This is a genomic window from Pantoea alfalfae, from assembly GCF_019880205.1.
Taxonomy (GTDB): Bacteria; Pseudomonadota; Gammaproteobacteria; order Enterobacterales; family Enterobacteriaceae; genus Pantoea; species Pantoea alfalfae.
Genome location: NZ_CP082292.1, coordinates 1,158,975 through 1,183,691 on the forward strand (window position 1 = coordinate 1,158,975; position 24,717 = coordinate 1,183,691).

At 55.1% G+C, this 24,717-nt stretch carries 21 protein-coding genes, 6 tRNA genes and 2 other RNA genes; 11 read left to right on the forward strand and 18 right to left on the reverse strand.

The genetic code is table 11. The annotated features are described in order from the left end of the window. The first annotated feature begins 11 nt into the window (after window positions 1-11). Both ligA and K6R05_RS05535 read left to right on the forward strand, forming a co-directional pair. Window positions 12-2,030, forward strand: coding sequence for an NAD-dependent DNA ligase LigA (gene ligA / locus K6R05_RS05530; RefSeq protein ID WP_222925156.1), 2,019 nt, complete (start codon window positions 12-14; stop codon window positions 2,028-2,030). 1 nt (window position 2,031) lies between these two features. After that, window positions 2,032-2,250 carry a DUF3820 family protein gene (locus K6R05_RS05535; RefSeq protein ID WP_003848878.1) on the forward strand — a complete coding sequence of 73 codons (219 nt, stop codon included), beginning with the start codon at window positions 2,032-2,034 and terminating at the stop codon, window positions 2,248-2,250. Between the two features lie 27 nt (window positions 2,251-2,277). Here the strand turns inward: K6R05_RS05535 and K6R05_RS05540 are convergent, their stop codons facing one another. Further along, window positions 2,278-3,288, reverse strand: a complete 1,011-nt coding sequence (locus tag K6R05_RS05540) for a bile acid:sodium symporter family protein (RefSeq protein WP_222925157.1) — start codon at window positions 3,286-3,288, stop codon at window positions 2,278-2,280. A 95-nt stretch (window positions 3,289-3,383) separates the two neighbouring features. Here K6R05_RS05540 and K6R05_RS05545 point away from each other — a divergent pair, with 95 nt between their 5' ends. Continuing rightward, window positions 3,384-4,304 carry a LysR family transcriptional regulator gene (locus K6R05_RS05545; protein WP_222925158.1) on the forward strand — a complete coding sequence of 307 codons (921 nt, stop codon included), beginning with the start codon at window positions 3,384-3,386 and terminating at the stop codon, window positions 4,302-4,304. Here the strand turns inward: K6R05_RS05545 and K6R05_RS05550 are convergent. From K6R05_RS05550 to K6R05_RS05580, 7 genes are all read right to left on the reverse strand, one after another. Next, window positions 4,301-4,642, reverse strand: coding sequence for a FlxA-like family protein (locus K6R05_RS05550; protein ID WP_222925460.1), 342 nt, complete (start codon window positions 4,640-4,642; stop codon window positions 4,301-4,303). The genes K6R05_RS05545 and K6R05_RS05550 overlap by 4 nt on opposite strands. Before the next feature lie 472 nt (window positions 4,643-5,114). After that, window positions 5,115-5,247, reverse strand: a non-coding RNA gene (locus K6R05_RS05555) — RtT sRNA. Window positions 5,248-5,290: 43 nt separating this feature from the next. After that, window positions 5,291-5,423, reverse strand: a non-coding RNA gene (locus tag K6R05_RS05560) — RtT sRNA. A 43-nt stretch (window positions 5,424-5,466) separates the two neighbouring features. Further along, window positions 5,467-5,542: transfer RNA gene (locus K6R05_RS05565), tRNA-Lys, on the reverse strand. Between the two features lie 4 nt (window positions 5,543-5,546). After that, window positions 5,547-5,622: transfer RNA gene (locus tag K6R05_RS05570), tRNA-Val, on the reverse strand. Between the two features lie 34 nt (window positions 5,623-5,656). Then, window positions 5,657-5,732: transfer RNA gene (locus K6R05_RS05575), tRNA-Val, on the reverse strand. Between the two features lie 40 nt (window positions 5,733-5,772). Continuing rightward, window positions 5,773-5,848: transfer RNA gene (locus K6R05_RS05580), tRNA-Val, on the reverse strand. A 272-nt stretch (window positions 5,849-6,120) separates the two neighbouring features. Between K6R05_RS05580 and gltX the strand changes: the two genes are divergently transcribed. Continuing rightward, window positions 6,121-7,536, forward strand: coding sequence for a glutamate--tRNA ligase (gltX, locus tag K6R05_RS05585; RefSeq protein ID WP_161735093.1), 1,416 nt, complete (start codon window positions 6,121-6,123; stop codon window positions 7,534-7,536). A gap of 35 nt (window positions 7,537-7,571) precedes the next feature. On the opposite strand, the gene K6R05_RS05590 is transcribed toward gltX, so the two are convergent. Together K6R05_RS05590 and K6R05_RS05595 are read right to left on the reverse strand one after the other, a co-directional pair. Continuing rightward, window positions 7,572-7,925 (reverse strand): YfeC-like transcriptional regulator, encoded by a 354-nt coding sequence (locus tag K6R05_RS05590; protein ID WP_161735090.1) that lies wholly within the window; start codon window positions 7,923-7,925, stop codon window positions 7,572-7,574. A gap of 111 nt (window positions 7,926-8,036) precedes the next feature. Further along, entirely contained in the window at window positions 8,037-8,825 is a 789-nt protein-coding gene (locus K6R05_RS05595) for a formate/nitrite transporter family protein (protein ID WP_013358647.1), read from the reverse strand. Window positions 8,826-9,183: 358 nt separating this feature from the next. On the opposite strand from K6R05_RS05595, the gene K6R05_RS05600 reads away from it, so the two are divergent. Together K6R05_RS05600 and K6R05_RS05605 are read left to right on the forward strand one after the other, a co-directional pair. Further along, window positions 9,184-9,259: transfer RNA gene (locus tag K6R05_RS05600), tRNA-Ala, on the forward strand. 44 nt (window positions 9,260-9,303) lie between these two features. Continuing rightward, window positions 9,304-9,379: transfer RNA gene (locus tag K6R05_RS05605), tRNA-Ala, on the forward strand. 297 nt (window positions 9,380-9,676) lie between these two features. Here the strand turns inward: K6R05_RS05605 and K6R05_RS05610 are convergent. Continuing rightward, the gene (locus K6R05_RS05610) at window positions 9,677-10,867 is read right to left on the reverse strand and encodes a NupC/NupG family nucleoside CNT transporter (RefSeq protein WP_013358646.1); all 1,191 of its coding nucleotides are present in this window, start codon (window positions 10,865-10,867) and stop codon (window positions 9,677-9,679) included. Window positions 10,868-11,236: 369 nt separating this feature from the next. On the opposite strand from K6R05_RS05610, the gene K6R05_RS05615 reads away from it, so the two are divergent. Beyond that, complete coding sequence (locus K6R05_RS05615) at window positions 11,237-12,478, forward strand: Nramp family divalent metal transporter (RefSeq protein ID WP_222925159.1); 1,242 nt, start codon at window positions 11,237-11,239, stop codon at window positions 12,476-12,478. 46 nt (window positions 12,479-12,524) lie between these two features. Here K6R05_RS05615 and K6R05_RS05620 read toward each other — a convergent pair whose 3' ends face one another. Both K6R05_RS05620 and mgrA read right to left on the reverse strand, forming a co-directional pair. Then, a complete protein-coding gene (locus tag K6R05_RS05620; RefSeq protein ID WP_222925160.1) occupies window positions 12,525-12,905 on the reverse strand; it encodes a DUF2502 domain-containing protein in 381 nt (126 codons plus the stop codon). Between the two features lie 170 nt (window positions 12,906-13,075). Beyond that, entirely contained in the window at window positions 13,076-14,065 is a 990-nt protein-coding gene (gene mgrA / locus K6R05_RS05625; protein WP_161735082.1) for an L-glyceraldehyde 3-phosphate reductase, read from the reverse strand. Between the two features lie 219 nt (window positions 14,066-14,284). Between mgrA and ipdC the strand changes: the two genes are divergently transcribed. Together ipdC and glk are read left to right on the forward strand one after the other, a co-directional pair. Further along, the gene (ipdC, locus tag K6R05_RS05630; protein WP_222925161.1) at window positions 14,285-15,937 is read left to right on the forward strand and encodes an indolepyruvate decarboxylase; all 1,653 of its coding nucleotides are present in this window, start codon (window positions 14,285-14,287) and stop codon (window positions 15,935-15,937) included. A 160-nt stretch (window positions 15,938-16,097) separates the two neighbouring features. Further along, window positions 16,098-17,063, forward strand: a complete 966-nt coding sequence (gene glk, locus K6R05_RS05635; protein WP_013358641.1) for a glucokinase — start codon at window positions 16,098-16,100, stop codon at window positions 17,061-17,063. A gap of 136 nt (window positions 17,064-17,199) precedes the next feature. Here glk and K6R05_RS05640 read toward each other — a convergent pair whose 3' ends face one another. Together K6R05_RS05640 and K6R05_RS05645 are read right to left on the reverse strand one after the other, a co-directional pair. Beyond that, window positions 17,200-17,928 (reverse strand): LytR/AlgR family response regulator transcription factor, encoded by a 729-nt coding sequence (locus K6R05_RS05640; protein ID WP_003848909.1) that lies wholly within the window; start codon window positions 17,926-17,928, stop codon window positions 17,200-17,202. Next, entirely contained in the window at window positions 17,925-19,595 is a 1,671-nt protein-coding gene (locus K6R05_RS05645; RefSeq protein ID WP_161735149.1) for a sensor histidine kinase, read from the reverse strand. The genes K6R05_RS05640 and K6R05_RS05645 overlap by 4 nt, the downstream gene beginning before the upstream one ends. Before the next feature lie 277 nt (window positions 19,596-19,872). Here K6R05_RS05645 and K6R05_RS05650 point away from each other — a divergent pair, with 277 nt between their 5' ends. Further along, window positions 19,873-20,397, forward strand: coding sequence for a GNAT family N-acetyltransferase (locus K6R05_RS05650; protein ID WP_161735077.1), 525 nt, complete (start codon window positions 19,873-19,875; stop codon window positions 20,395-20,397). A 115-nt stretch (window positions 20,398-20,512) separates the two neighbouring features. Continuing rightward, window positions 20,513-21,745 (forward strand): alanine transaminase, encoded by a 1,233-nt coding sequence (gene alaC, locus K6R05_RS05655; protein WP_222925163.1) that lies wholly within the window; start codon window positions 20,513-20,515, stop codon window positions 21,743-21,745. A gap of 51 nt (window positions 21,746-21,796) precedes the next feature. Here the strand turns inward: alaC and ypdK are convergent, their stop codons facing one another. The 3 genes from ypdK to K6R05_RS05670 form a co-directional block, all read right to left on the reverse strand. Then, complete coding sequence (gene ypdK, locus K6R05_RS05660; protein ID WP_099257831.1) at window positions 21,797-21,871, reverse strand: membrane protein YpdK; 75 nt, start codon at window positions 21,869-21,871, stop codon at window positions 21,797-21,799. A gap of 201 nt (window positions 21,872-22,072) precedes the next feature. After that, window positions 22,073-23,101, reverse strand: coding sequence for an HlyD family secretion protein (locus K6R05_RS05665; protein WP_222925164.1), 1,029 nt, complete (start codon window positions 23,099-23,101; stop codon window positions 22,073-22,075). 2 nt (window positions 23,102-23,103) lie between these two features. After that, a complete protein-coding gene (locus K6R05_RS05670) occupies window positions 23,104-24,702 on the reverse strand; it encodes an MFS transporter (RefSeq protein WP_222925165.1) in 1,599 nt (532 codons plus the stop codon). Window positions 24,703-24,717 lie beyond the last annotated feature (15 nt).

Sequence of the window (24,717 nt, forward strand, 5' to 3'; positions counted from 1 at the left end):
GATGGGGCTATATGAAATCCGTCCAGGATCACATCACCGAACTGCGCACCACGTTGCGCCATCACGAATATCTCTATCACGTCATGGATGCGCCGGAAGTACCGGATGCTGAATACGATCGTCTGATGCGCGAACTGCGTCAACTGGAAGAGGACCATCCCGATCTCATCACCCCGGACTCGCCAACGCAACGTGTGGGCGCTGCGCCGCTGACGGTATTCGAGCAGGTCCGCCATGAGGTGCCGATGCTGTCGCTGGATAACGCCTTTGATGAAGCCACGTTCATGGCCTTCAACAAGCGGGTGCAGGATCGGCTGAAAAGCAGTGACGACATTACTTACTGCTGCGAACTCAAGCTTGATGGCGCTGCAGTCAGCCTGATGTATGAAAATGGCCTGCTGGTTCGGGCTGCGACGCGCGGTGACGGCACGACCGGCGAGAACATTACCGCCAATGTTCGTACCATTCGCGCTATCCCGCTACGGCTAAAAGGCGACAACATTCCGGCCCGGCTGGAAGTACGCGGCGAAATATTTATGACGCAGCGCGGCTTCGAAAAGCTGAATGAGGAAGCGCGACGCACTGACGGCAAAGTCTTTGCTAACCCGCGTAACGCAGCAGCAGGTTCTCTGCGTCAGCTTGATCCGCGCATTACCGCTAAACGTCCACTGACCTTCTTCTGCTACGGTTTTGGCCTGCTGGAAGGCGGGGAGATGCCGCACAGTCACATGGGGCGTCTGCAACAGTTCAAATCCTGGGGCCTGCCGGTTAGCGACCGCATTAAGCTGGTGCATAACGCCGAAGAGGCCCTGGCCTTCTATCGAGATATTGAGCAACAGCGTCCGAACCTGGGTTTTGATATTGATGGTGTCGTAATCAAAGTAGATTCACAGGCTCTGCAGGAGCAGTTGGGGTTTGTTGCGCGCGCGCCGCGCTGGGCGATTGCTTTTAAATTCCCGGCACAGGAACAGCTGACCTGGGTACGTGACGTCGAATTTCAGGTTGGCCGCACGGGTGCGATCACACCGGTGGCTCGCCTTGAGCCGGTGCAAGTCGCAGGCGTTATCGTCAGCAATGCCACGCTGCATAATGCGGATGAAATCGAGCGGCTGGGATTACGCATCGGAGATCGGGTCGTGATTCGCCGCGCCGGTGATGTAATCCCGCAGGTGGTCAACGTGGTGATTGCTGAGCGCCCTGAAGAGACGCGTGAAGTGGTCTTTCCTGCCCATTGCCCGGTCTGTGGTTCCGAGGTGGAGCGGGTCGAAGGGGAGTCGGTCTCGCGCTGCACCGGCGGTCTGATCTGCGGTGCGCAACGCAAAGAGGCACTGAAGCATTTTGTCTCGCGTCGGGCGCTGGATGTTGACGGTATGGGCGATAAGATTATCGACCAGCTGGTGGAGAAAGAGTACGTCAATACGCCCGCCGATCTGTTCCGTCTTACGGCGGGCAAGCTGACCGGACTGGATCGCATGGGGCCGAAATCGGCGCAAAACGTTGTCGATGCGCTGGAGAAAGCGAAGTCGACCACGCTGGCTCGTTTTCTCTATGCGCTGGGCATTCGCGAAGTGGGTGAAGCCACCGCCGCCAATCTGGCTAACCATTTTGGTGAGCTGCAAAAAGTGATGGATGCCGACCTTGAGGCGCTGATTGCCGTGCCGGATGTCGGCAAAGTCGTTGCCGCACACGTGCGTAACTTCATGGAAGAGGAGAGCAACCGTGAGGTTATTCGTCAGCTGACCGAAGAGATTGGCATTCACTGGCCGCAGGTGGTGGTGGTGAAAGCCGAAGAGATCGACAGTCCGTTCGCCGGTAAAACCGTGGTGCTGACCGGTTCGCTGTCGCAGATGAACCGCGATGATGCCAAAGCGCAGCTTATCGCGCTGGGTGCAAAAGTCAGCGGCAGCGTATCGAAGAAAACCGATCTGCTGATTGCCGGTGAAGCGGCCGGTTCAAAGCTGGCGAAAGCACAGGAGCTGGGCATTGAAGTGATTGATGAAGCGGAAATGATCCGTCTGCTGGGTGCCTGAGATGGATGAACATCAGCTGGTGGCGATAGCCAATACGCCTATGCCGTTTGGCAAATATAAAGGGCGGATGCTGATCGATCTGCCTGAGCCTTACCTGCTGTGGTTTGCCCGCAGTGGCGACTTCCCGTCCGGGTTGCTGGGGGACTTGATGCAACTGACCCTGACGATAAAAATAGAAGGTCTGGAGGGATTAGTTAAACCGCTCCAGACCCGTAAGTAATCGTGCCCGCGCAGGCGGGCAATGGTTTTACTTCTGTGACTCCATCACCGAATCCTTAACCTTCAGAACCTGCTGTTTCTCATTGGTCCTCTTGTAGCGTCCGGCGATAAACGAGCAGACCATCAGCTGTACCTGATGGAAAATCATCAGCGGCAGCACAATAATTCCCACGGTACTGGCCGGGAACAAAATGTTCGCCATCGGCACGCCATTCGCCAGACTCTTCTTCGAACCACAAAACAGCACCACAATCTCATCGGCGCGTTTAAAGCGGAACAGGCGCGAGGCCAGCAGGTTGATAATCAGCACGGCAGTCAGCAGGATGATGGACCCCGCCACAATCCACAGCAGCGTAATCAGGCCAACGCGATGCCAGATGCCGTTCACCACGGCTTCACTGAAGGCGGAATAGACTACCAGCAGAATCGAAGTCTGGTCAGTTTTACCAATCAGGCTGCGGTGTTTCTCAATCCAGCCACCAATCCAGCGACGGGAGAGGTGACCCAGAATGAAAGGCACCATCAGTTGCAACATAATCTTGCCGATCTGCTCCAGACCATCACTCGGGGCGCTGCTGTGAATATCCATCACCAGGTTCACCAGCAACGGCGAAATAAACACACCCAGCAGGCTCGACGCCGAGGCGCTACATACCGCTGCTGCGACGTTACCGCCCGCCATTGAGGTAAATGCGATGGCAGACTGGACGGTAGCCGGCAGGATACAAAGGTAGATAAAGCCGGTATAAATTTCCGGACCGACATCAACCGGATGCCACCACACCAGCAGCAGACCCAGCGCCGGAAACAGCACGAAGGTGCTGAACATAATCCACAGATGCAGTTGCCAGTGACTGCTGCCTGCGATGATCTTTTCACGCGAAAGTTTGGCACCGTGCATAAAGAACAACAGCGCTATCGCTGCCGTCGCAAGGTAGCTGAAGATATCGACGTAGATTCCTTTCGCTGGCAGGAAGGAGGCCAGCAGCACGGTGATGATGAGTTTAACCATCATCGGATCGAGTTTTAAAAAGCCCATTGTTAAAATCCGGTAAATTTTTCAATAGCGCGATTGTGCGACAAGTAGTTTTAGAAATAAAATTGATTTATTGAATTAATCTATGAGCGAAATTGATGAATTACACCCTGCGTCAGCTTCGTACCTTTATTGCGGTGGCCCACTACGGTGGTTTCAGTCAGGCAGGGCAGGCGATAGGTCTGAGTCAGTCGGCGGTGAGCCACAGTATTAAAGAGCTGGAGGCGGAAACCGGCGTGCGGTTGCTGGATCGCACCACGCGTGAGGTGATGCTGACGGAGGCGGGCAAACAGCTGGCATCACGCATGGAGCGCCTGCTGGAGGAGGTTCATACCACATTGCTGGATATCCGCAGTTTTGGCGAGCAGCGCAGTGGCACCGTCAGAGTCGCCGCCAGCCAGACTATTTCCGCGCACCTGATGCCGCAATGTCTTGCCGCCAGTCAGCACCATTTCCCCGATATCAAAGTCATCCTGCACGATCGCGCCCAGCAATGGGTGCTGCAAAGTGTGCGTAACGCCGAAGTCGATTTCGGAATCGTGATTGGGCCACTCAGCGACAGCGATTTCGATAGCATTGCGATTCTGGATGAGCCTTTCCTGCTGTTATGTCGCGAGGATGATCCGCTGGCGAAGGTGGAAAGGGCTGAATGGGCGATGCTGGATGCCCGCACCATGGTATTGCAGGATTACGCGTCCGGCAGTCGGGTTTTGATTGATGCGGCAATGCAGCAGCAGAATATCAGGGCTGAAGTCGTGCAGGAGATTGGTCATCCCGCCACGCTGTTCCCGATGGTACAGGTGGGAATCGGCATCAGTATTCTGCCCGCGCTGGCGTTACCCTTACCGGCGGATCGCGCACTCACGGTGCGGCGTCTCTATCCGGAAATCAATCGTAGCCTGACGCTAATCAAACGGAAAAACCGTTCGCTGACGCCTGCCGCAGAAGCCATATGGCAGGAAGTGCGCCAGCAGGCGGCGCTGCTGGCGCAACAACGCGCGGTTAAACCGGCATTTTAAATATAAACATCAACTTTGTTAGTATCGGTAGGGCGGTTAATCCCGTCCGCTTTGATCTCACTGGCGGGCGCACTGTCACTTTTTGGCTGATCCTGCTCAGCCTGTTTCTGTTCCAGCTGCGCAATCTGTGCCTGCAGCATGGTGATTTGTGACTGGTACATCTGCTGCATCTCAGACTTCTGTTCGTCAGTCAGCTCTTTATTGTCAGCCAGCTCCTTAACCTGCGTTAACACACCCTGAATCTGTTTATTCAGCGCAGCGACCTGCGAGGCCACACTGCCGTTGCCGCTGTCACCATTACTGACCGCACCGCTTAAAATTCCGGAAATTGAAGACATCATTTTCTCCCTGTAAGTCGTCACATACGTTATCGGCACGCTGCGAAACGACTTGAGAGCTGAAATTGTTAAGGTTGCGAAAAGGTGAGAGCTTATCGGTTACGCCAATGTCAGTGCAGCAGAAAAAAACAGGCAGCAGAAAGGGCTAACAGACAGCAGATAAGTTTAAAGCGAGGGGAGCGCAGGCCTGTAGCAAAGCATCGCGGGACAGGGACAAAACGCCGGGAGCGTTTTTGAACAACGCAAAGCGTTGGCCCGTCTGCGGGCGCACCTCAGGGATGAGGTGCGTAATCGCCCGCGCTGAGCCTGCCATGGATGGCGTTTTTGCGTCTTTGCGAAAGGCCTGTGCTCCCTGAGCCAGCACGCTTTTTTAAAGACTGAAGTCGCAGAAAAGGGCAGCTCAGATTTAAGTCATGCTTAAGTCAGTGCAGCAGAAACGAATAAAGCGCCTGAAAGGCGCTTTATTCTGAATTGGTGGGTCGTGCAGGATAGCCTCGGCCCATCCAGGCCTCGCCCTCCGGGTGATGCTGTCGCATCAGCCTGAATCGCATAGCGATTCAGTCGAACCTGCAGCAGGTTCTCATCCTGCACGGTGAAGTCCGTGCTCCGGAAACGAAAAAAGCGCCTTAAAGGCGCTTTATTCTGAATTGGTGGGTTCTGCAGGATAGCCTCGGCCCATCCGGGCCTCGCCCTCCGGGTGATGCTGTCGCATCAGCCTGAATCGCATAGCGATTCAGTCGAACCTGCAGCAGGTTCTCATCCTGCACGGTAAAGTCCGTGCCCCGGAAACGAAAAAAGCGCCTTAAAGGCGCTTTATTCTGAATTGGTGGGTCGTGCAGGATTCGAACCTGCGACCAATTGATTAAAAGTCAACTGCTCTACCAACTGAGCTAACGACCCGAAGTGGTGGGTGATGACGGGTTCGAACCGCCGACCCCCTCCTTGTAAGGGAGATGCTCTACCAACTGAGCTAATCACCCACTTCGTACTTCGATACTGCTAACAGGCAAGATATGGTGGGTGATGACGGGTTCGAACCGCCGACCCCCTCCTTGTAAGGGAGATGCTCTACCAACTGAGCTAATCACCCATATCTTCATACCTGTTCACTGCGGGCACCCTGTTAAGAGTGGTGGGTGATGACGGGTTCGAACCGCCGACCCCCTCCTTGTAAGGGAGATGCTCTACCAACTGAGCTAATCACCCCCGCTGTGTGGAGTCGCATTATAGGGATAGTTGATTTTGAGTCAACGCTTTTTAAAACATAAATGTGCGTTCGGTTTATTTTTAAACATCCTGTCGCGCTTTTAGTCAATGTGCTGGTTTTACTGGCAGAAAAGCCCCTTTTCCCGGAAGGCAACCTGCGGCCACGCATTGAGGATTCACCGTCAGATGCTAGAATGTGCCCACTGTTTTTTCGCGTCTAACCTGTTTTTTGTCATCCAGACAGAGAACCCGCGCATCTAAGGCAATACTCAATGAAAATCAAAACACGCTTCGCGCCCAGCCCGACCGGCTACCTGCATGTTGGTGGCGCCCGTACCGCACTTTATTCCTGGCTCTTTGCGCGTCATAACCAGGGCGAGTTCGTGCTGCGCATTGAAGATACCGATCTGGAGCGCTCCACGCCGGAAGCTATCGAAGCCATCATGGATGGCATGAACTGGCTCAGCCTGGACTGGAATGAAGGCCCTTACTACCAGACTAAGCGTTTTGATCGCTACAACGCGGTCATTGATGAAATGCTGGAAGCGGGCACGGCATACAAATGCTACTGTTCTAAAGAGCGTCTGGAAGCCCTGCGTGAAGAGCAGATGGCCAACAACGAAAAGCCGCGTTACGACGGCCGCTGCCGTGACAGCCATGAACATCATGCCGATGATGAGCCGTGCGTGGTACGTTTCCGCAATCCACAGGACGGTTCGGTCATCTTTGACGACCAGATTCGCGGCCCGATCGAGTTCAGCAACCAGGAACTCGATGATCTGATTATCCGCCGCACCGATGGTTCCCCCACCTATAACTTCTGCGTCGTGGTAGATGACTGGGATATGGGCATCACGCATGTTATTCGCGGTGAAGACCACATCAACAACACACCACGTCAGATCAATATCCTTAAAGCGATTGGCGCGCAGGTTCCGGTCTATGCCCACGTCTCAATGATCCTGGGCGACGATGGCAAAAAGCTCTCCAAGCGTCATGGCGCAGTAGGGGTGATGCAGTATCGGGATGATGGCTACCTGCCGGAAGCGCTGCTCAACTATCTGGTTCGTCTGGGCTGGTCGCATGGCGATCAGGAAATTTTCAGCGTGCCTGAAATGACTGAGCTGTTTACTCTGGACGCCGTCAGTAAGTCTGCCAGTGCGTTCAACACAGAGAAACTGCAGTGGCTGAACCATCACTACATCAATACGCTGCCGCCAGAATATGTGGCGACGCATCTGCAGTGGCATATTGAAGAGCAGAAAATTGATACCCGTACCGGGCCGGAACTGGCGAAACTGGTTAGCCTGCTGGGCGAGCGCTGCAAAACGCTGAAGGAGATGGCGGCGTCCTGTCGCTACTTCTATGAAGACTTTGCAGAGTTTGATGCCGATGCCGCGAAGAAACATCTTCGTCCGGTGGCGCGTCAGCCGCTGGAAGTCGTGCGCGATAAGCTGGCCGCAATCACTGAATGGAACGCTGAAAACGTCCATCAGGCGATTCAGAGCACCGCAGATGAGCTGGACGTGGGGATGGGTAAAGTCGGCATGCCGCTGCGTGTGGCGGTAACCGGCGCCGGTCAGTCACCGGGTCTGGACGTCACTGTTGCAGCGATTGGCCGCAGCCGCAGTGTGGCACGTATTGAGCAGGCTCTGGCCTTTATCAGTGAGCGTGAAGCACAGGCTTAATAAACACAGCCGGAAGCATCACGCTTCCGGTTTCTTTACTCTTCACCAATTCCCAGACGCTGCATAACGCCCTTAATCCCTTCACGTAAGATTAATGCGGTGAACTGATCCTGTTCATCCTGACTCATTTGCTGGATGGAACTTATCAATAACGCAGGTAAAGAATTAGCCACTGCACCATAGGTCGCTGGGGGCTCGTTGAGATTGCGTGTTGACTGAATAAAACTTTTTACGCGTTCATCAATATGAATCAGACGTGCCTTACCGCCTTGTACACCGGGCTTTGGCGTGGTTGTCCAGTTCTCTCGCTTGATCCATTTGTTCACCGTTTGCCGACTGTAACCCGTTTCTGCAGCCAGCTCTTCGGGAGTAAGCCATTCCTTTTTCACGATGCTGTCCCTGTTAAATACATTAGCGGTACATATTACAGCAAAACGTAACGGGGGAAAGTAACTGAAGCTGAAATTGCCTTTTGTCTTTTGACAAAAGGCAAAACAGGATTACTGCGGGTTGCTGGCAGGTTCTGCGGCAGGGCGGAAGGCAAGGAAGTAAGCCAGGCCAACGAAGACGGCACCGCCCACAGCATTGCCCAGGAAGACGGCAACAAAGTTAGGGAGATACTCTGCCCAGCTCATCTGACCGGCAAAAATGGCGGCCGGAATGATAAACATGTTGGCGACAACGTGCTGGAAGCCAATGGCAACAAACGCCATAACCGGGAACCACATGCCGAAGATCTTGCCGACCACATCTTTACTGGCAAACGCCAGCCACACCGCCAGACACACCAGCCAGTTACAGCCAATGCCGGAAATAAAGGCGTGCAGGAAATCGGCATGGACTTTTGCAGAGGCAATCGCAACGGTCTTTTTCAGGTAATCGCCCTCGGTCATACCCAGCATGTGACCAAAGAACCAGGCGACCGCCACGCTGCCGAGGAAGTTCGCCAGGGTCACCCAGAACCAGTTTCGCGCCACGCTCATAAAGCTGATACGGCGGGCAAACCAGGCTACCGGCAGGGTCATCATATTGCCGGTCAGCAGCTCACCACCCGCCAGCACGGTCATGATGATACCCACCGGGAAGACAGCCGCGCCTAACAGGCCACCAAATGAGCCCCACTCAGCCGGCAGGGTGTTAATCACGTGAAGATCCAGCAGGAAGCCGGTCGCAATAAATGCGCCCGCCATAAAGCCGAGAATCAGGAGGATGCTGACAGGCGCACGGCTTTTGGCCACGCCTGACTGGATCGCCAGTTGTGCGATTTCTTTAGGTGTATGCAGCGACATAGTATCTCAATAGTTTTTTATGATTAATGGGACGATAACGCCTGGTGGACGCGTGGTGTGCGGGAGAGGGTCCCGGTGACCACTAAATTAGCGGGCTAAGTTTTGCACGCGAAAAAGACGAAGACAAGAAAATTCCTATAACATATTTAACCGGGAATTAACCTCACGGCAGACTGAATAACAGTTAAAAAACGGTCCTGCCTGACCAGACACGATTTTCACCTGCAGCATGCTGCTGAAACTTCGCAGGTTGCCGCCTTTTTCAGCGATCAAACAGAGAATGTCATTTTGCCGTTGACACCCTGGAGGCGGTTTCATATTATGCCGTCCGTCGCTTAACGCGACAGTTTTTCGGTTCGGGGCTATAGCTCAGCTGGGAGAGCGCCTGCATGGCATGCAGGAGGTCAGCGGTTCGATCCCGCTTAGCTCCACCAAACTTCTTCCCAAAAGTTTGGCACTGAAAAACGAGTCCAGATGTGGGGGTATAGCTCAGCTGGGAGAGCGCTTGCATGGCATGCAAGAGGTCAGCGGTTCGATCCCGCTTATCTCCACCATTTTCTGACACGTCGTTGTCAACATCCTTTCTGCTATCTCTTTCATTCGCCTTCTCGTGCGGATAAAAACCTTATTGCTTTACTATTCACGCCACGCTGCTGCATACGCTCAGGCGTTTCAACGGGCATGACCTTCCGGGACGCGGTGCTGTCTCTCGCGCATGGTTTAACAGCAGATGTGACTTTGTTGTGCGACGTGAGAAGTGACGCCTGTGGGCGAACCAGCGGGGAGCAGAGCAGGAATGGCGCAGAAAGAAGAGGGCGAGAGACACTCGCCCTTTATTGCTTAGAAACTTATCAGAACGCCAGAACCAGACCGGCGATAGCGGCGGAGAGCACGCTGACCAGCGTAGAACCGTACAGCAGCTTCAGGCCAAAGCGCGAAACCACGTTACCCTGCTCTTCGTTCAGACCTTTAATCGCGCCGGCCACGATGCCGATTGAAGAGAAGTTGGCGAACGACACCAGGAACACGGACAGAATACCTTCTGAATTTGGCGACAGCTGACCCGCGATTTTCTGCAGATCCATCATGGCTACAAACTCATTCGACACCAGCTTGGTCGCCATAATGCTGCCGACCTGCAGCGCTTCGCCAGAAGGCACACCCATCATCCAGGCAAACGGATAGAAGACAAAGCCGAGAACGCCCTGGAAGCTGATACCAAAAATCAGATCAAACAGCGCATTCAGACCTGAAATCAGCGCGATAAAGCCAATCAGCATGGCCGCAACGATAATCGCGACGCGGAAACCGGCCAGGATATATTCGCCCAGCATCTCAAAGAAGCTCTGACCTTTATGCAGATCCTGCAGCTGCAGGTCTTCTTCGTTCTCAACACGGTAAGGGTTGATCAGCGACAGCACGATAAAGGTACTGAACATGTTGAGCACCAGTGCAGCGACCACATATTTTGGCTGCAGCATCGTCATGTAGGCTCCGACGATGGACATCGATACCGTCGACATTGCGGTCGCAGCCATGGTGTACATGCGGCGCTGTGACATCTTGCCCAGAATATCTTTATAGGCGATGAAGTTTTCTGACTGTCCCAGTATCAGAGAACTCACGGCGTTGAATGATTCCAGTTTTCCCATGCCATTGACTTTCGACAGCACGGTACCGATACCGCGGATAACCCACGGCAGGATACGGAAATGCTGCAGAATACCGATCAGTGCAGAGATAAAGACGATTGGGCACAGTACGTTAAGGAAGAAGAAGGCGAGGCCTTTATCGCTCATGTTGCCGAAGACAAAATTGGTTCCCTGAGCCGCATACTTCAACAGATGGTCAAAGAAGCCCGCGAAGCCTTTGACGAAACCCAGTCCCGCTTCTGAGTTCAGGAAGAACCAGGCGAGCACAATTTCAATCACCAGTAGCTGTATAATGTAGCGAATGCGAATGCTTTTACGATCGTGACTGACCAGCAAGGAGAGTATCCCGACCACCACCAGTGCTAAAAGAAATTGCAAAATATGGGACATGGTTGCTCCAAATTTGAGGAGGGTTGTATTTTGTTGCGTATTCTATGTAACGCGTTACTTAAAAACGAGATCTGAACCACAATATAAGTATTCGCTATCGCTATATTTTCCAGAAAAGTTCCAGAGATCACGTCCTCTTTACAAATCATTCACTTCAGATAACCACATAATTATTGTCTATATTTTACACGGGGCGTAGAGTGACACTATTGCTCACATTTTTAGCAATCACCTCCTTTACTGTAATGTATAGCAATGGCTATACTTTATAGCAGCATCTATTACACCGATAACAATAAACGAATTTTACTTGCACATGCCAACCCCTAAGCTGCCGGGGCAGGCAAATGTTCAGACAGGGTACCGGATATGTTTGAAAGTCGTACCGCCGAGCGCGCCGCTCGCGGAGTCAGAAAAGTCAAACTCGCACTGCTGGGCCCCGCCTTTATCGCCGCTATCGGCTATATCGATCCGGGCAACTTTGCGACCAACATCCAGGCGGGCGCTGCTTACGGCTACAAATTGCTGTGGGTGGTGGTGTGGGCCAATATCATGGCCATGCTTATCCAGCTGATGTCTGCCAAGCTGGGGATCGCCACCGGCAAAAATCTCGCCGAGCATATCCGCGATCGCTTTCCTCGTCCCGCCGTCTGGTTTTACTGGGTGCAGGCGGAAATTATTGCGATGGCCACCGACCTGGCGGAATTTATCGGCGCGGCGCTGGGCTTCAAACTGCTGCTCGGCATCTCACTGATGCAGGGCGCGGTACTGACCGGCATCGCCACGTTCCTGATATTGATGTTACAGAGCCGCGGTCAGAAACCGCTGGAGCGGGTGATTGGCGGACTGCTGCTGTTTGTGGCGGCGGCCTATATCGTCGAACTCTTCTTCTCTCAGCCCAGTGTCAAAGAGCTGGTGATCGGCATGGCGCTGCCCGCGTTACCCACGTCGGATGCTGTATTCCTGGCGGCGGGTGTGCTGGGTGCGACCATTATGCCGCACGTGATTTATCTGCACTCCGCGCTGACGCAGGGCAAAAGTAAGGACAGCAAAGGTCAGCGGTACTCCTCAACTAAACTGGATGTGGCGATTGCCATGACCATCGCCGGATTTGTTAACCTGGCGATGATGGCGACCGCGGCAGCGGCCTTCCACTTCAGCGGCCACAGCAAAATCGCTGAGCTTGACCAGGCCTATCTCACGCTGCAACCGTTGTTAGGTCAGGCGGCGGCAACAGTATTTGGGCTGAGCCTGGTGGCTGCCGGACTTTCCTCAACGGTGGTCGGAACGCTGGCGGGACAGGTGGTGATGCAGGGCTTTATCCGTTTCCATATTCCGCTCTGGGTGCGGCGTACGGTAACCATGCTGCCTTCCTTTATTGTTATCTGGGCTGGCTGGGATCCAACAAAGGTGCTGGTGATGAGTCAGGTGCTGCTGAGTTTCGGTATTGCGCTGGCGTTGATTCCGCTGCTCTCCTTTACCGGCAACCGCGAGCTGATGGGCGATGATATGGTTAACTCGCGTCTGATGCAGAACACCGGGCGACTGATCGTGCTGCTGGTGATTACGCTGAATCTTTACCTGCTGGTGGGTGAAGCGCTGGGGCTGTAGCGGTTATGGTAAATAAGAAAACGCCCGGTTCTGCCGGGCGTTTTTATTAATGGCGATCGTGTCCGTGATGGTCTGGACCGCGATGGTCATGATGATCCCAGCCACGATCACGATCGCGGCGATGCTGATGATCCCAGCGGCGCTCACGGTCGCGCTCATGCCAGCGACGTTCACGCTCCCACTGCTGCTGACGACGCCACTCTTCGTGTCGCCACCAGCGGCGTTCTTTATAGGAATAACGATCATTCCACCAGCGTGGTTCACGCCAGCGACCGCCATCCCAGTAATAACCACGATTGTCGCGATCGCCCAGATTCAGCGTAACGCCGGGGGCCAGAGTAATAGAGGCACTGGAGGCCTCAGCTGTGTGATTTGCCAGCGGCGACAACACCGCCAGCAGGGCAGCAAAAATAAGTGCTCTTTTCATTATATTCTCCTCATCAACAGTCTGATGCTGTTGCGGCGCAGTGATTATGCCTGCGTAATGCTGTCGTTACCGCATCATTGTGTCGGAAGATTGTGAGGAAATTGGGGAGAGAAAGGGGATTGAGACTATTCTGGTGAGAAAACACCCGGCCTGCGCCGGGCGGGGAAAAATTACAGCAGGGCCGCGTCAATCGCCGCTAACTCCGTGTCGCTGAACTGACGTCGGGCGAGCATTGCCACCGCGTCATCAATCTGAGCCGTTTTACTGGCACCAATCAGCACCGAGGTGACACGATCGTCGCGCAATACCCACGCCAGCGCCATCTGCGCCAGCTTCTGCTCGCGCTGCTGCGCAATCACATTCAGCCTGCGGACCTTCTCCATCTTCTCATCCGTCAACTGACTTTCACTCAGGAACTTGCTGCCGCTGGCCGCACGCGAATCTTCCGGGATGCCCTGCAGGTAGCGATCGGTGAGCACGCCGCCTGCCAGCGGCGAGAAGGCGATACAGCCGACGCCCGCATCGCCCAGCGTCTGAATCAATCCCTGTTCAGGCGTTCGTTCAAACATCGAATAGCGCGGCTGGTGGATCAGACAAGGGGTGCCGAGATCGCGCAGGATAGCTATCGCTTCGGCGGCGAGATCGGCCGGATAGTTAGAGAGGGCAGCGTAAAGCGCTTTGCCCTGGCGCACGACATGATCCAGCGCGCGCATTGTCTCTTCCAGCGGGGTTTCCGGATCGGGACGGTGATGATAGAAAATATCCACATAGTCCAGCCCCATTCGCTTCAGGCTCTGATCCAGACTGGCGACCAGATATTTACGCGAACCCCAATCCCCATAAGGTCCCTGCCACATGGTATAGCCCGCTTTAGTGGAGATGATCAGCTCATCACGATGGGCACGAAAATCTTCCCGCAGAATACGCCCGAAGTTCTCTTCGGCTGAGCCCGGCGGCGGACCGTAGTTATTGGCTAAGTCGAAGTGGGTGATGCCGAGGTCAAACGCATGACGCAGCAGCTCACGGCTGTTATCGACCCGGGTACTGTCACCAAAGTTATGCCACAGCCCCAGCGAAATGGCGGGCAGTTTAATGCCGCTGCGGCCGCTGCGACGGTATTGCATCTGTTGATAGCGATCGGGATGGGGGAAAGAGGACATTCAGCGCTCCTGAGTAAAAACGGGCATATGTGCCAAAAGTCTATCAGTGTATACGGTTACACTCAGTGACAGCGCGCAGCAGTTCGCATTTTTACAGAATAATCCGCCAGCGTAACGCCGCCTTTCCAGCCAATGCGGCTGGCGAAAATCGTGGCCCTCCTCGCTAATTTCATCGGCTGTCAGATACTTAACCCAACTCTTCCCTGAAAGGATTGTGCAATGTCCACATTCACTATTGGAGATTACCTGCTGACCCGTCTGCAGGAGATAGGTATAAAGCATCTGTTTGGCGTACCGGGCGACTATAACCTGCAGTTTCTTGATCGGGTCATCGACCATCCGGACATCCGTTGGGTAGGCTGTGCCAACGAGCTTAATGCCGCCTATGCGGCGGACGGCTATGCACGCAGCAACGGTGCTGGGGCGCTATTAACCACCTTTGGTGTTGGCGAACTCAGCGCGATTAACGGCATTGCAGGCAGTTATGCAGAGTATCTGCCGGTGATCCATATCGTTGGCGCACCAGCGACTTCAGCACAGTTACAGGGTGACTGTGTCCACCATTCGCTGGGCGATGGCGATTTCCGGCATTTCATACGCATGGCCGCCGAAGTCAGTGCCGCAACGGCACAACTTACTGCCGATAATGCCACTGCTGAAATTGACAGGGTGATAGAGCACGCGTTAAAGGCCCGTCGTCCCGGCTATCTGTCGCTGGCCGTCGACGTGGCGGCTATAGAGGTGCAGCCCCCTGTTCAGCCCCTGAACCCCCATCAATCCTCTTCGCCCGAGGCGCGTCGTGCTTTCCGCGACGCGGCGGAGCGGTTGCTGGCACCAGCAGAGCGCGTTTCACTGCTGGCCGATTTTCTGGCACTGCGCTGGCAGCAGCAGTCTGCGCTGGCCGCGCTGCGTGAAAAGAGCGCAATTCCCTGCGCCAGCCTGCTGATGGGCAAAGGTGTACTGGATGAGCAGCAGCCAGGTTACGTCGGAACCTATGCCGGTGAAGCCAGCGCAGGTCAGGTGTGCGGGCAAATTGAGCAGGTGGATGTGGCGATCTGCGTCGGGGTGCGTTTCACCGACACCATTACTGCAGGCTTCACGCAGCAGTTTGCGCCTGAGCGACTGATCGATCTGCAACCCTTCAGCGCCAGCATGGGCGAGGAACATTTTGCGCCGTTGTCGATGGCGGATGCGCTTAGCGAACTGCAACCGCTGTTTGAACACTACGGCCAGCAGTGGCAGCCCGCCATAGCACCGTCTGCCGTGCAACCGGATGAACCGGCAGCCGTGATCAGTCAGCAGGCTTTCTGGCAGGCGATGCAGAAATTTCTGCAACCCGGCGACCTGATTCTGGCAGAGCAGGGGACAGCCGCTTTTGGTGCCGCCGCGTTACGACTGCCCTCGCAGGCGCAGCTGGTGGTTCAGCCATTATGGGGATCAATCGGCTATACTCTTCCTGCAGCGTTTGGCGCGCAAACCGCTGACCCCGATCGCCGGGTTATCCTGATTATCGGAGACGGTTCGGCGCAGCTGACGATTCAGGAACTGGGTTCCATGCTGCGTGATGAGCAGCGACTGATACTCTTTTTGCTGAATAATGAAGGCTATACCGTCGAACGGGCCATTCATGGCGCAACACAGCGTTATAATGATATTGCCCCGTGGAACTGGACGGCCTTACCGCACGCACTGAGTCTGCAGGGCCAGGCGCAGAGCTGGCGCATCAGTGAAACCGTACAGTTAGACGAGGTGATGGCGCGACTTTCCGCGCCTCAAAGGCTGTCGCTGGTTGAGGTGGTCATGCAGAAAGAGGATTTGCCGCCACTGTTACGAAAAGTCACCGCCTGCCTGAATCAACGCAACGGCGGCTAAGATTCAGATAGTTGCCGCTGTGCAGGGTGGACTATCGCGGTTAGGCTGTAGCACACCTGAGTAAGACGCTCACCAATCGCACCGGTGAGCGTTGTTGTTTTATGGGCAGAAATTTATAGTGTCCTCCAACTCTTAAGACCCCAAGCGGAGCAACAGAAGAATGACAACCTATGCCTTGGTCGGCGATGTCGGCGGTACTAACGCACGCCTCGCCCTGTGTGAGGTGGAAAGCGGCAGCATCACCCAGGCCAAAACATTCTCAACATCAGAATACGACAGCCTCGAAGCCGTCATCCGCCACTATCTTGATGAACAACAGCAGGATGTTAAAGATGGCTGTATCGCTATCGCCTGCCCGATTACCGATGACTGGGTTGAAATGACCAACCATGACTGGGCGTTTTCTACGCGCAAGCTCAAAGAGAACATCGGTTTTGAACACCTGGAAATCATTAACGACTTCACTGCGGTATCCATGGCGATTCCGATGCTGACCGCCGACAACGTAATTCAGTTTGGCGGCACAGCCCCGGTTAAAGACAAGCCTATTGCGATTTATGGTGCCGGTACCGGATTAGGCGTCAGCCATCTGGTGCACGTGGACAAACGCTGGGTCAGCCTGCCTGGCGAGGGCGGTCATGTCGATTTCGCCGCCAACAGCGAAGAAGAAGATCAAATTCTGGAAGTGCTGCGTGAAGAGCTGGGCCATGTTTCAGCAGAACGTATCCTGTCCGGTGCCGGTCTGGTCAACCTCTATCGTGCGATTGTTAAAGTTGATAATCGTGTGCCGGAAAACCTGAAGCCTAAAGATGTCAGCCAGCGTGCGCTGGATGACAGCTGCATCGACTGCCGTCGGGCGCTGTCGATGTTCTGCGTCATTATGGGCCGTTTCGGCGGCAATCTGGCATTGAACCTCGGCACCTTTGGTGGCGTCTACATTGCGGGTGGCATCGTGCCACGTTTCCTGGAGTTCTTTAAGGCGTCAGGTTTCCGTGCTGCTTTCGAAGATAAAGGCCGCTTCCGCGACTATGTTGCCAGTATCCCGGTCTATATGATCACGCACGATCAGCCTGGCCTGCTGGGCGCGGGCGCGCATCTGCGCCAGACGCTGGGTCGCATTATCTGATTCAGTTTCACCTCGCGCGCACGGCCACTTTGCGCGCGATCGATTTTCCCGACCTGACTGCTTCAGCAGGACAGGATCGGGAAATCACTCTCAGTTTCAGTACTCGCTCTCCTGAGACATTCCCCTCTCTCCTTTGCTACAGGCGCATCAGCTGCCGAAACTGCTTCACCTTGCTGCGGCTCACCGGTACCTGAAACTCCAGATCGCGCAGCTTCAACAGATAAGTGTTGTTAAACCACGGCTCGATTTCACGAATCTTGCTGAGGCTGACGCAGTAAGAGCGGTGGCAGCGGAAGAACTGTTGTTCCGGCAGACGTGAACAGAATTCGGTAATATTCATCGACATCACGTAAGACTCACGCCGCGTGTACACAAACGTCAGCTTTTCATGGGCTTCTACATAGTATATGTCGTTCACGTCCGTGACGATAATACGCTCATCTTTGATCAGGTTGACCGTCTGCGGTGCTGGCGTGGCGCTGAGATGGCTGACCGCCTGCTGCGCCTGTGCAGTGGCTTCCAGCTTGTTCAGCATGGTGACAATCCGCGACTCCTGATAAGGCTTGAGAATGTAGTCAAACGCCTCCAGCTCAAACGCCTCCACCGCATGCTCTTTCCATGCGGTGATAAAGACAATCAGCGGCTTGTGCGCAAACTGATGGATATTCTGTGCCAGCAGCATGCCATCCAGCGAAGGAATATTGATGTCGAGAAAAATCACATCAACCCGATGCTGTTGCAGATACTTCAGCACGTCGAGGCCATCATCAAAGCAGGCTTCAATCTCGATTTTGCTGTGATGCTGAATCATCCAGCTCAACTCCTGCTGCGCCAGGAATTCATCTTCCACAATAATGGCTTTCATAACAGATTCTCCGCCAGCCGCTGGCCATTCTTACTCAGCGTAAAGGAAATCTCGGTGCCCGGCTGGTGTCGCACGATGTTCAGTCCCTGACCTGACAGGAGTTTTACCCGATGATGCACATTGAGCAGGCCGATTTTATTACCGGGCATCTCATTGCGCGCCACTCTTGCCATGACTTCGTCACTGATGCCCTGGCCGGTGTCCCGCACCGAGATCTGCACCTTATCGCCCCGATCCCGAACGCTCAGCGTTACCACGCCTTTGCCTTTACAGGGCTGGATGCCATGCACAATCGCATTCTCCACCAGCGGCTGGATCAGCAGACTTGGCAGCAGAAAATGCAGATCTTCGTCTACGTCATAGATCATCGTCAGCTTATCGCCAAACCGCGCCTGCTCAATGGCGATGTAATCTTTGACCTGCCACAGCTCCTTACGGATATCGATCAACTCATCATCGTTCAGCTCCAGGTTGTAGCGCAGGTAGCGTGACAGGTTAATCACCAGCTGGCGGGCAGTATCGGGATTAAGCCGGATAGAAGAGGAGATGGCATTCAGGGCATTGAACAGGAAATGGGGATTTATTTTACTTTGCAGCGCCCGCAGTTCCGCTTTATTGGCCATCTCTCGCAGCTGCTCGGCACGTGACACTTCAAGCTGTGTAGAGATGATTTGCGACAGGCCTATGGCCATCTCCTTCAGCGAGCCGGTAATACGGTGCGCGCGGCGATAGTAGATTTTCAGCGTGCCGGTGACTTTGCCTTTTTCCCACAGCGGGATGACGATCATCGAATGGATATCTTTGGTGCGGTGCGCTTCATCGTTGTTCTTAATGATAATTTTACCGCTGGCGATCGACTGCGCGGTGGTGGGACTGATGCCATCATCCCCATGCTGATAGTTATTTTCGCCATAGCCGACGTAAGCCAGAATCTGTTTCTTGTCGGTCATCGCCACCGCATCGGCTTTGATCTCCCGCCGGATAATGTCACAGATATTGCGAAGTGAGTCGCTGTTCACCTGACGAAACAGCGGCAGGGTTTTGTTGGCGATCTCCAGCGCCAGCTTGGCCTGACGGGCGGCAATCGCCTCTTTCTCTCCCTCAACGCTCTGCACCAGCAACACAATGATACCGATACTGGAGGCACCGAGGATCATCGGCAGGGCAATTTCTGACACAATCGCCAGCCCGAGTGAGGTTGGCCGCGCCCACAGGACGATCAGCAACATCGTCAGGGCTTCACACAGCATGCCGCCGACAATACCGGCGCGCCAGCGATGCTCTTTCAGCACCCGGCGATTAATGCCGCCCGCGACGATACCGGCAATGATGCTGGTAATCAGACAGGGCACGGAGGTCACGCCGTGAATATCGATCAGAAAACGGTGCAGCCCCGCAATAATACCGGTGGCGATGCCGACCCAGGGACCAAACAGAATGCCACCCGCCATCACGGCAATGACACGCACATTCAGCAGCGAACCGTCGACATTGACCCCAGACCAGGTACTGAACAGCGCAAACAGGGAAAAGATGGCGGTTACCGCCATTTTCTCTGCGCGCGTGTGTTCATCTTTTTGAAGCAGCTGACGAAACGGGCGGGTGCGCGTCAGGAAGAACAGGCAGATCAACATCAGGGCGGCGCGGTCAAATACTGCCAGTAACATCGTGAAGTGGGAGGACACAGGCGGCTCGTCAGCAATGGAAAGTGTGCCTATGATAAAAAATGTGATCGCGAACCGCTAGCGCCCCGCACCATCACGCCGGGACTTCATGTTTCAGATCAATTTTTGAGGCCTGTGCATAAAAAGAGGAAAGGTTGAGTGCAATAAAGGGGAACAGTTTTTCAGCCTGCGAACGCTGGTCGCTGCGGTGTCGTTTTGCTATGTTGCGCGATGACGCGTGCCAGCGACAGCTGGAAAACTGGCCCATCGGGAGCAGCAGATGCAACTTGTCACCGCCAGATTAACCCTGAATAAATTACAGCCAGAAGACTGGCAACTGTTTCGTGCTGTCCATGAAGATCGCGACACGATGACGTGGGTGAGCGAGATCCCCGATGAAGCGGATATTCGCCAGCGCTTCACCGCGCGTCTGGCTCCATGGCAGCCAGGCAGTTTTCATATGCTTTGTCTGGTGGCACGGCGACGCGATAGCGGTGAGCCAATTGGCCTGTTTGGCTGCAGCCCCGAGTGGGAGCCACACCGTCAGGCCGAGGTGGGTTATATGCTGCTGCATCGCCACTGCGGACAGGGCTATGGCAGCGAGGCGCTGGCGGCGCTGTGTCAGTTTCTGCTTGAAGCCGATTTCCATAAACTCAAGGCGATGGTGGTTGAAGGTAACTGGGCGTCACGCCGGATTCTGGAGAAAAACGGTTTCCAGATGGAGGGCACGCTACGGGATAATTATCTACTGAACGGCTGCTGGGTGAACGATTGGCTGCTGGGACGCCTGAATTCACAAAAATAAAAATATTTTCTGCCCCTCGACAAAATGATCCTCACCGCGTTATGTTCGTAACGGGTCACCGCAGTGACCCGCGTCGCTCGGATGGTCCGGGCGCTTACGTAATCCAGAGGTCATCATGGCTGATAATAGCACACCCCGTCGTTTCTCACGTATTGAACGTTTACCCCCTTACGTTTTCAACATCACCGCTGAACTGAAGATGGCTGCGCGCCGGCGCGGCGAAGATATCATCGACTTTTCAATGGGCAACCCTGATGGTCCGACCCCGCCGCACATCGTCGAAAAGTTATGTCAGGTAGCGCAGCGCGACGACACCCACGGTTATTCCACCTCACGCGGTATTCCGCGTCTGCGCCGGGCGATTTCGCGCTGGTACGCCGATCGCTACCAGGTTGAAATCGATCCTGAATCTGAGGCAATTGTTACTATCGGTTCCAAAGAGGGGCTGGCACACCTGATGCTGGCGACGCTGGACCACGGTGATACCGTGCTGGTACCAAACCCTAGCTATCCGATTCATATCTACGGTGCGGTGATTGCTGGCGCGCAGGTACGCTCAGTGCCGCTGGTGGCGGGTGTCGACTTCTTCAATGAGCTGGAACGCGCCATTCGCGAGAGTTACCCCAAGCCAAAAATGATGATCCTTGGCTTCCCGTCTAATCCCACCGCACAGTGTGTGGAGCTCGACTTTTTCGAGCGGGTAATTGCGCTGGCAAAACAATACAACGTGCTGGTGATCCACGATCTGGCCTATGCCGATATCGTCTACGATGGCTGGAAAGCGCCATCGATTATGCAGGTGCCGGGCGCGCGTGATGTCGCCGTCGAATTCTTTACCCTGTCAAAAAGCTACAACATGGCGGGCTGGCGCATCGGTTTTATGGTGGGCAACAAAGAGCTGGTCGCCGCGCTGGCACGCATCAAAAGTTACCATGACTACGGCACCTTTACGCCGCTGCAGGTGGCGGCGATTGCAGCGCTGGAAGGGGATCAACAGTGTGTTCGCGACATCGCAGAGCAGTATAAACGGCGTCGAGATGTGCTGGTCAAGGGATTGCATGAAGCGGGCTGGATGGTAGATAACCCGAAAGCCTCAATGTATGTCTGGGCAAAAATTCCGGACCACTATGCGCATCTGGGGTCCCTGGAGTTTGCCAAACATATGCTGCAGGAGGCGAAAGTCTGTGTTTCACCCGGTATCGGGTTTGGCGACTATGGTGATACGCACGTGCGTTTTGCACTGATTGAAAACAGCGATCGCATTCGTCAGGCAATACGGGGAATTAAAGCGATGTTTCGTGCCGATGGCGTTTTGCCAGGCAGCATGAAAACAGAAGAAGAGAACTGACAGCCAGCAGGGGCGACGCAAGGGTCGCCCCGTGGCGGCACTGTCACGCCATTACTTCAGCAGCAGAACAAAGGTTCCGAACCAAAGTAACGCGAAAAAAGATATTCCCATCAAGGCATATTTCACAAAGCAACTCCTCTGAGCGGTTACGATGATGGCGATCCCAAACCAGTGCAACGCGAACAGCTGTGGAAAAGAGATCACCATTTCAGTCATGGTCTGCTCATTTCCGGGTCGATCTGAATAACTCAGAACAGGATCAGGCGCTAATTTACGCGTAATCCTGCCTAAATGAAATAGGTCCGTTCTGAGATATTGCTCACAATTTTACGGCACCTGAATGTCCGGGATCGCCGACATGCCGACACGTAACTGAGCCAGATGCTGTTGGTCACTATCCAGCACAATTTTAACCGGCAGACGTTGAACGACTTTAGTGTAGTTGCCGGTGGCGTTATCGGGGGCGATCGCGGAAAAAGTTGCCCCGGTGGCCGGCGCAATGCTGTCCACGTGGCCGGTGAAGGTCTTGCCTGGCAGGGCATCGACACGAATCTGTACCCGCTGACCCGGACGCACATCGCTTAGCTGCGTTTCAAGGTAGTTAGCGGTAATGTAGGTTTGCTGCAGGGGTACTACCGCCAGCAGACGGGTTCCGGCTGACACGTAAGCGCCAGTCCGCACCGAGCGCTGACCCACCATGCCGTCAACGGGCGCCGTAATACGCGTGTAGGAGAGGTTCAGCCTGGCCTGATCGACGCTGGCTTTAGCTGCGGCAACATCCGCTTCCGCTGAACGCACCGCCGCCTGTAACACGCCGACCTGTTTCACTGCCGACGTCAGCGCAGCCTGACTCTGATGCACGGCTGCCAGTGCTGAACGCTGGTTCGAGCTGGCTTTCTGCTGATCGTCGGCGGCCACAGTGCCGCTTTTATAGAGTCGGTTGTAGCGATCGGCGCTCTGTCCGGCATACTGCGCGGACGCCTGGCTGGCCGCGACGCTGGCTTTCTGCTGATCAATCACCGACTGCTGCTGTTCCAGCTGTGCCTGGCTGCTCAGCAGTTTCGCCTGACTCACCTGCAGGTCAGCCTCGGCACTCTCCAGCGCCACCCGATAGTCACGATCGTCCAGCGTTGCCAGCAACTGGCCGGCTTTGACCTGCTGATTATCCTGCACCTGCACATTGCTGATGTAGCCGGAGACTTTCGGTGCCACCAGGGTGTAGTCCGCATTGACGTAAGCGTCGTTGGTACGGTGATCGTTGCCGCTCATCATTGACCAGACTGCAAAAGCGATGGCCAGTAACACCAGCAGCAGCAGTGTGAGCACCAGAGTTCTTCTCATTTCGAAAGCACGCATATTCAGTTATTCCGGGAAGGGTTTTGAAGCAAAGTTTGAGGCGGCCAGACCCGTTTTGGCAGGATGGCGGTAAGCAGTAACAGGCACGCGGCAAAACCGGTCAGCATCAGCCAGCTGTCGCTCAGACTCAGTACCGTGGCCTGATGCCGGACCAGCGTGGCGAATCCGCTGAGATTTTCGCTGGCGCTGATGCTGCCATCCGGCAACAGCGGCAAGCTGCTGCTGGCCTGACTGGCCGTCGGCGTTGTCATCAGCCAGCTGCGACTGGCGGCCTGATTAATCAGGATACTGGAGTGAAACTGCTCGCGATGGGAGAGGAAAACCTCAACCAGCGTAGAGGCGGCGATGCTGGAGAAGCCGCGCACCGTATTAAACATCGCCGAGGCAAACGGGCCTTCCGGTGGAGCCACCACGCTGGTGGCGCTCATCAGTATCGGCAGAATAATCATCGGTTGTCCGAACGCCTGCAGAATCTGCAGCAGCCAGAAATTCTGGCGCGCCCACTCACTGGTGATTTGCGAGCCCAGCAGACAGGACGTTACCAGCAGGCCGACGCCCGCCGTCAGCATCCAGCGGCAGTCGATCCAGCGGATATTCAGCAGGGCCGCAATCAGCGGTGCGATCAGCAGTTGCGGCAGGCCCACTGCCAGCGCCAGCGGGGCAAACTCCAGGGTGCGAAAGCCGCTGACCTGCGCAAAATAGGCCGACGGCAGCGCAGAACCAGAAAGCCCAAGGATGAGCACGCAGGCCAGCCCCAGTAAGCCATGCGCCAGATTTGGCCGGCGGAGCATCTGCAATTTAAACAGAGGCAGCGGGTGAAACCACTCATTAATCAGGAAAACCAGCAGCAGCGGCAGCGCGGTCAGTAACATACCGACGATCAGTGGGGAGTTCAGCCAGTCCAGGCGCTCACCCTGGGTCAGCACCAGAACCAGCAGCGAGACTGCACTGCAGCCGGTCACCATGCCGAACAGGTCGATCTGCTGGAAGCGTTCAGGACGCAGCGGGTCCTGCGGTATCCCCCAGCTAATCATCACCATAGCAATGAGCATTAATGGCACGACCTGCCAGAACACCATCATCCAGCTGACATGATCGGTCCATAACGACGCCAGTGAGGCCGCCATATTGGGGCCAAACGTCGCGGTCAGGGCATAGCCCGCCAGACCAAACAGCTTAAAGGGCGGCGGCAGAAAGCGCAGGGCGACGGTCATCAGCATCGGCGGCAGTGCGCCACCAAACAGGCCCTGCAGCACGCGCAGGCTGATAAACAGCGTTGGGTCAGGCACCAGCGGCAGCAGAATGCCGGTCAGCATAAATCCCGACGAAACGCCAAGGGTGAAACGCCGCAGCGACAGAGTGACGGCAAACCAGGGCGCGATCATCATGGCAGCGACTTCTGCGGCCTGATAACCGGAAATAATCCAGCTACCCTGATCGTAACCGATGCCAATGGCAGCCCGGATATCTGCCAGCGCGATATCACTGACGCGATCGTTCAGCCCGGAGGTCAGCGCAGCAATGAGCACGCCGACCAGGCCAAACGCCAGTCGAAAAGTAAAAGGATGAGGGGCCGGCGCGGCGGCTGGCTTAGCGTTCATTGCAGGCGATCTCAT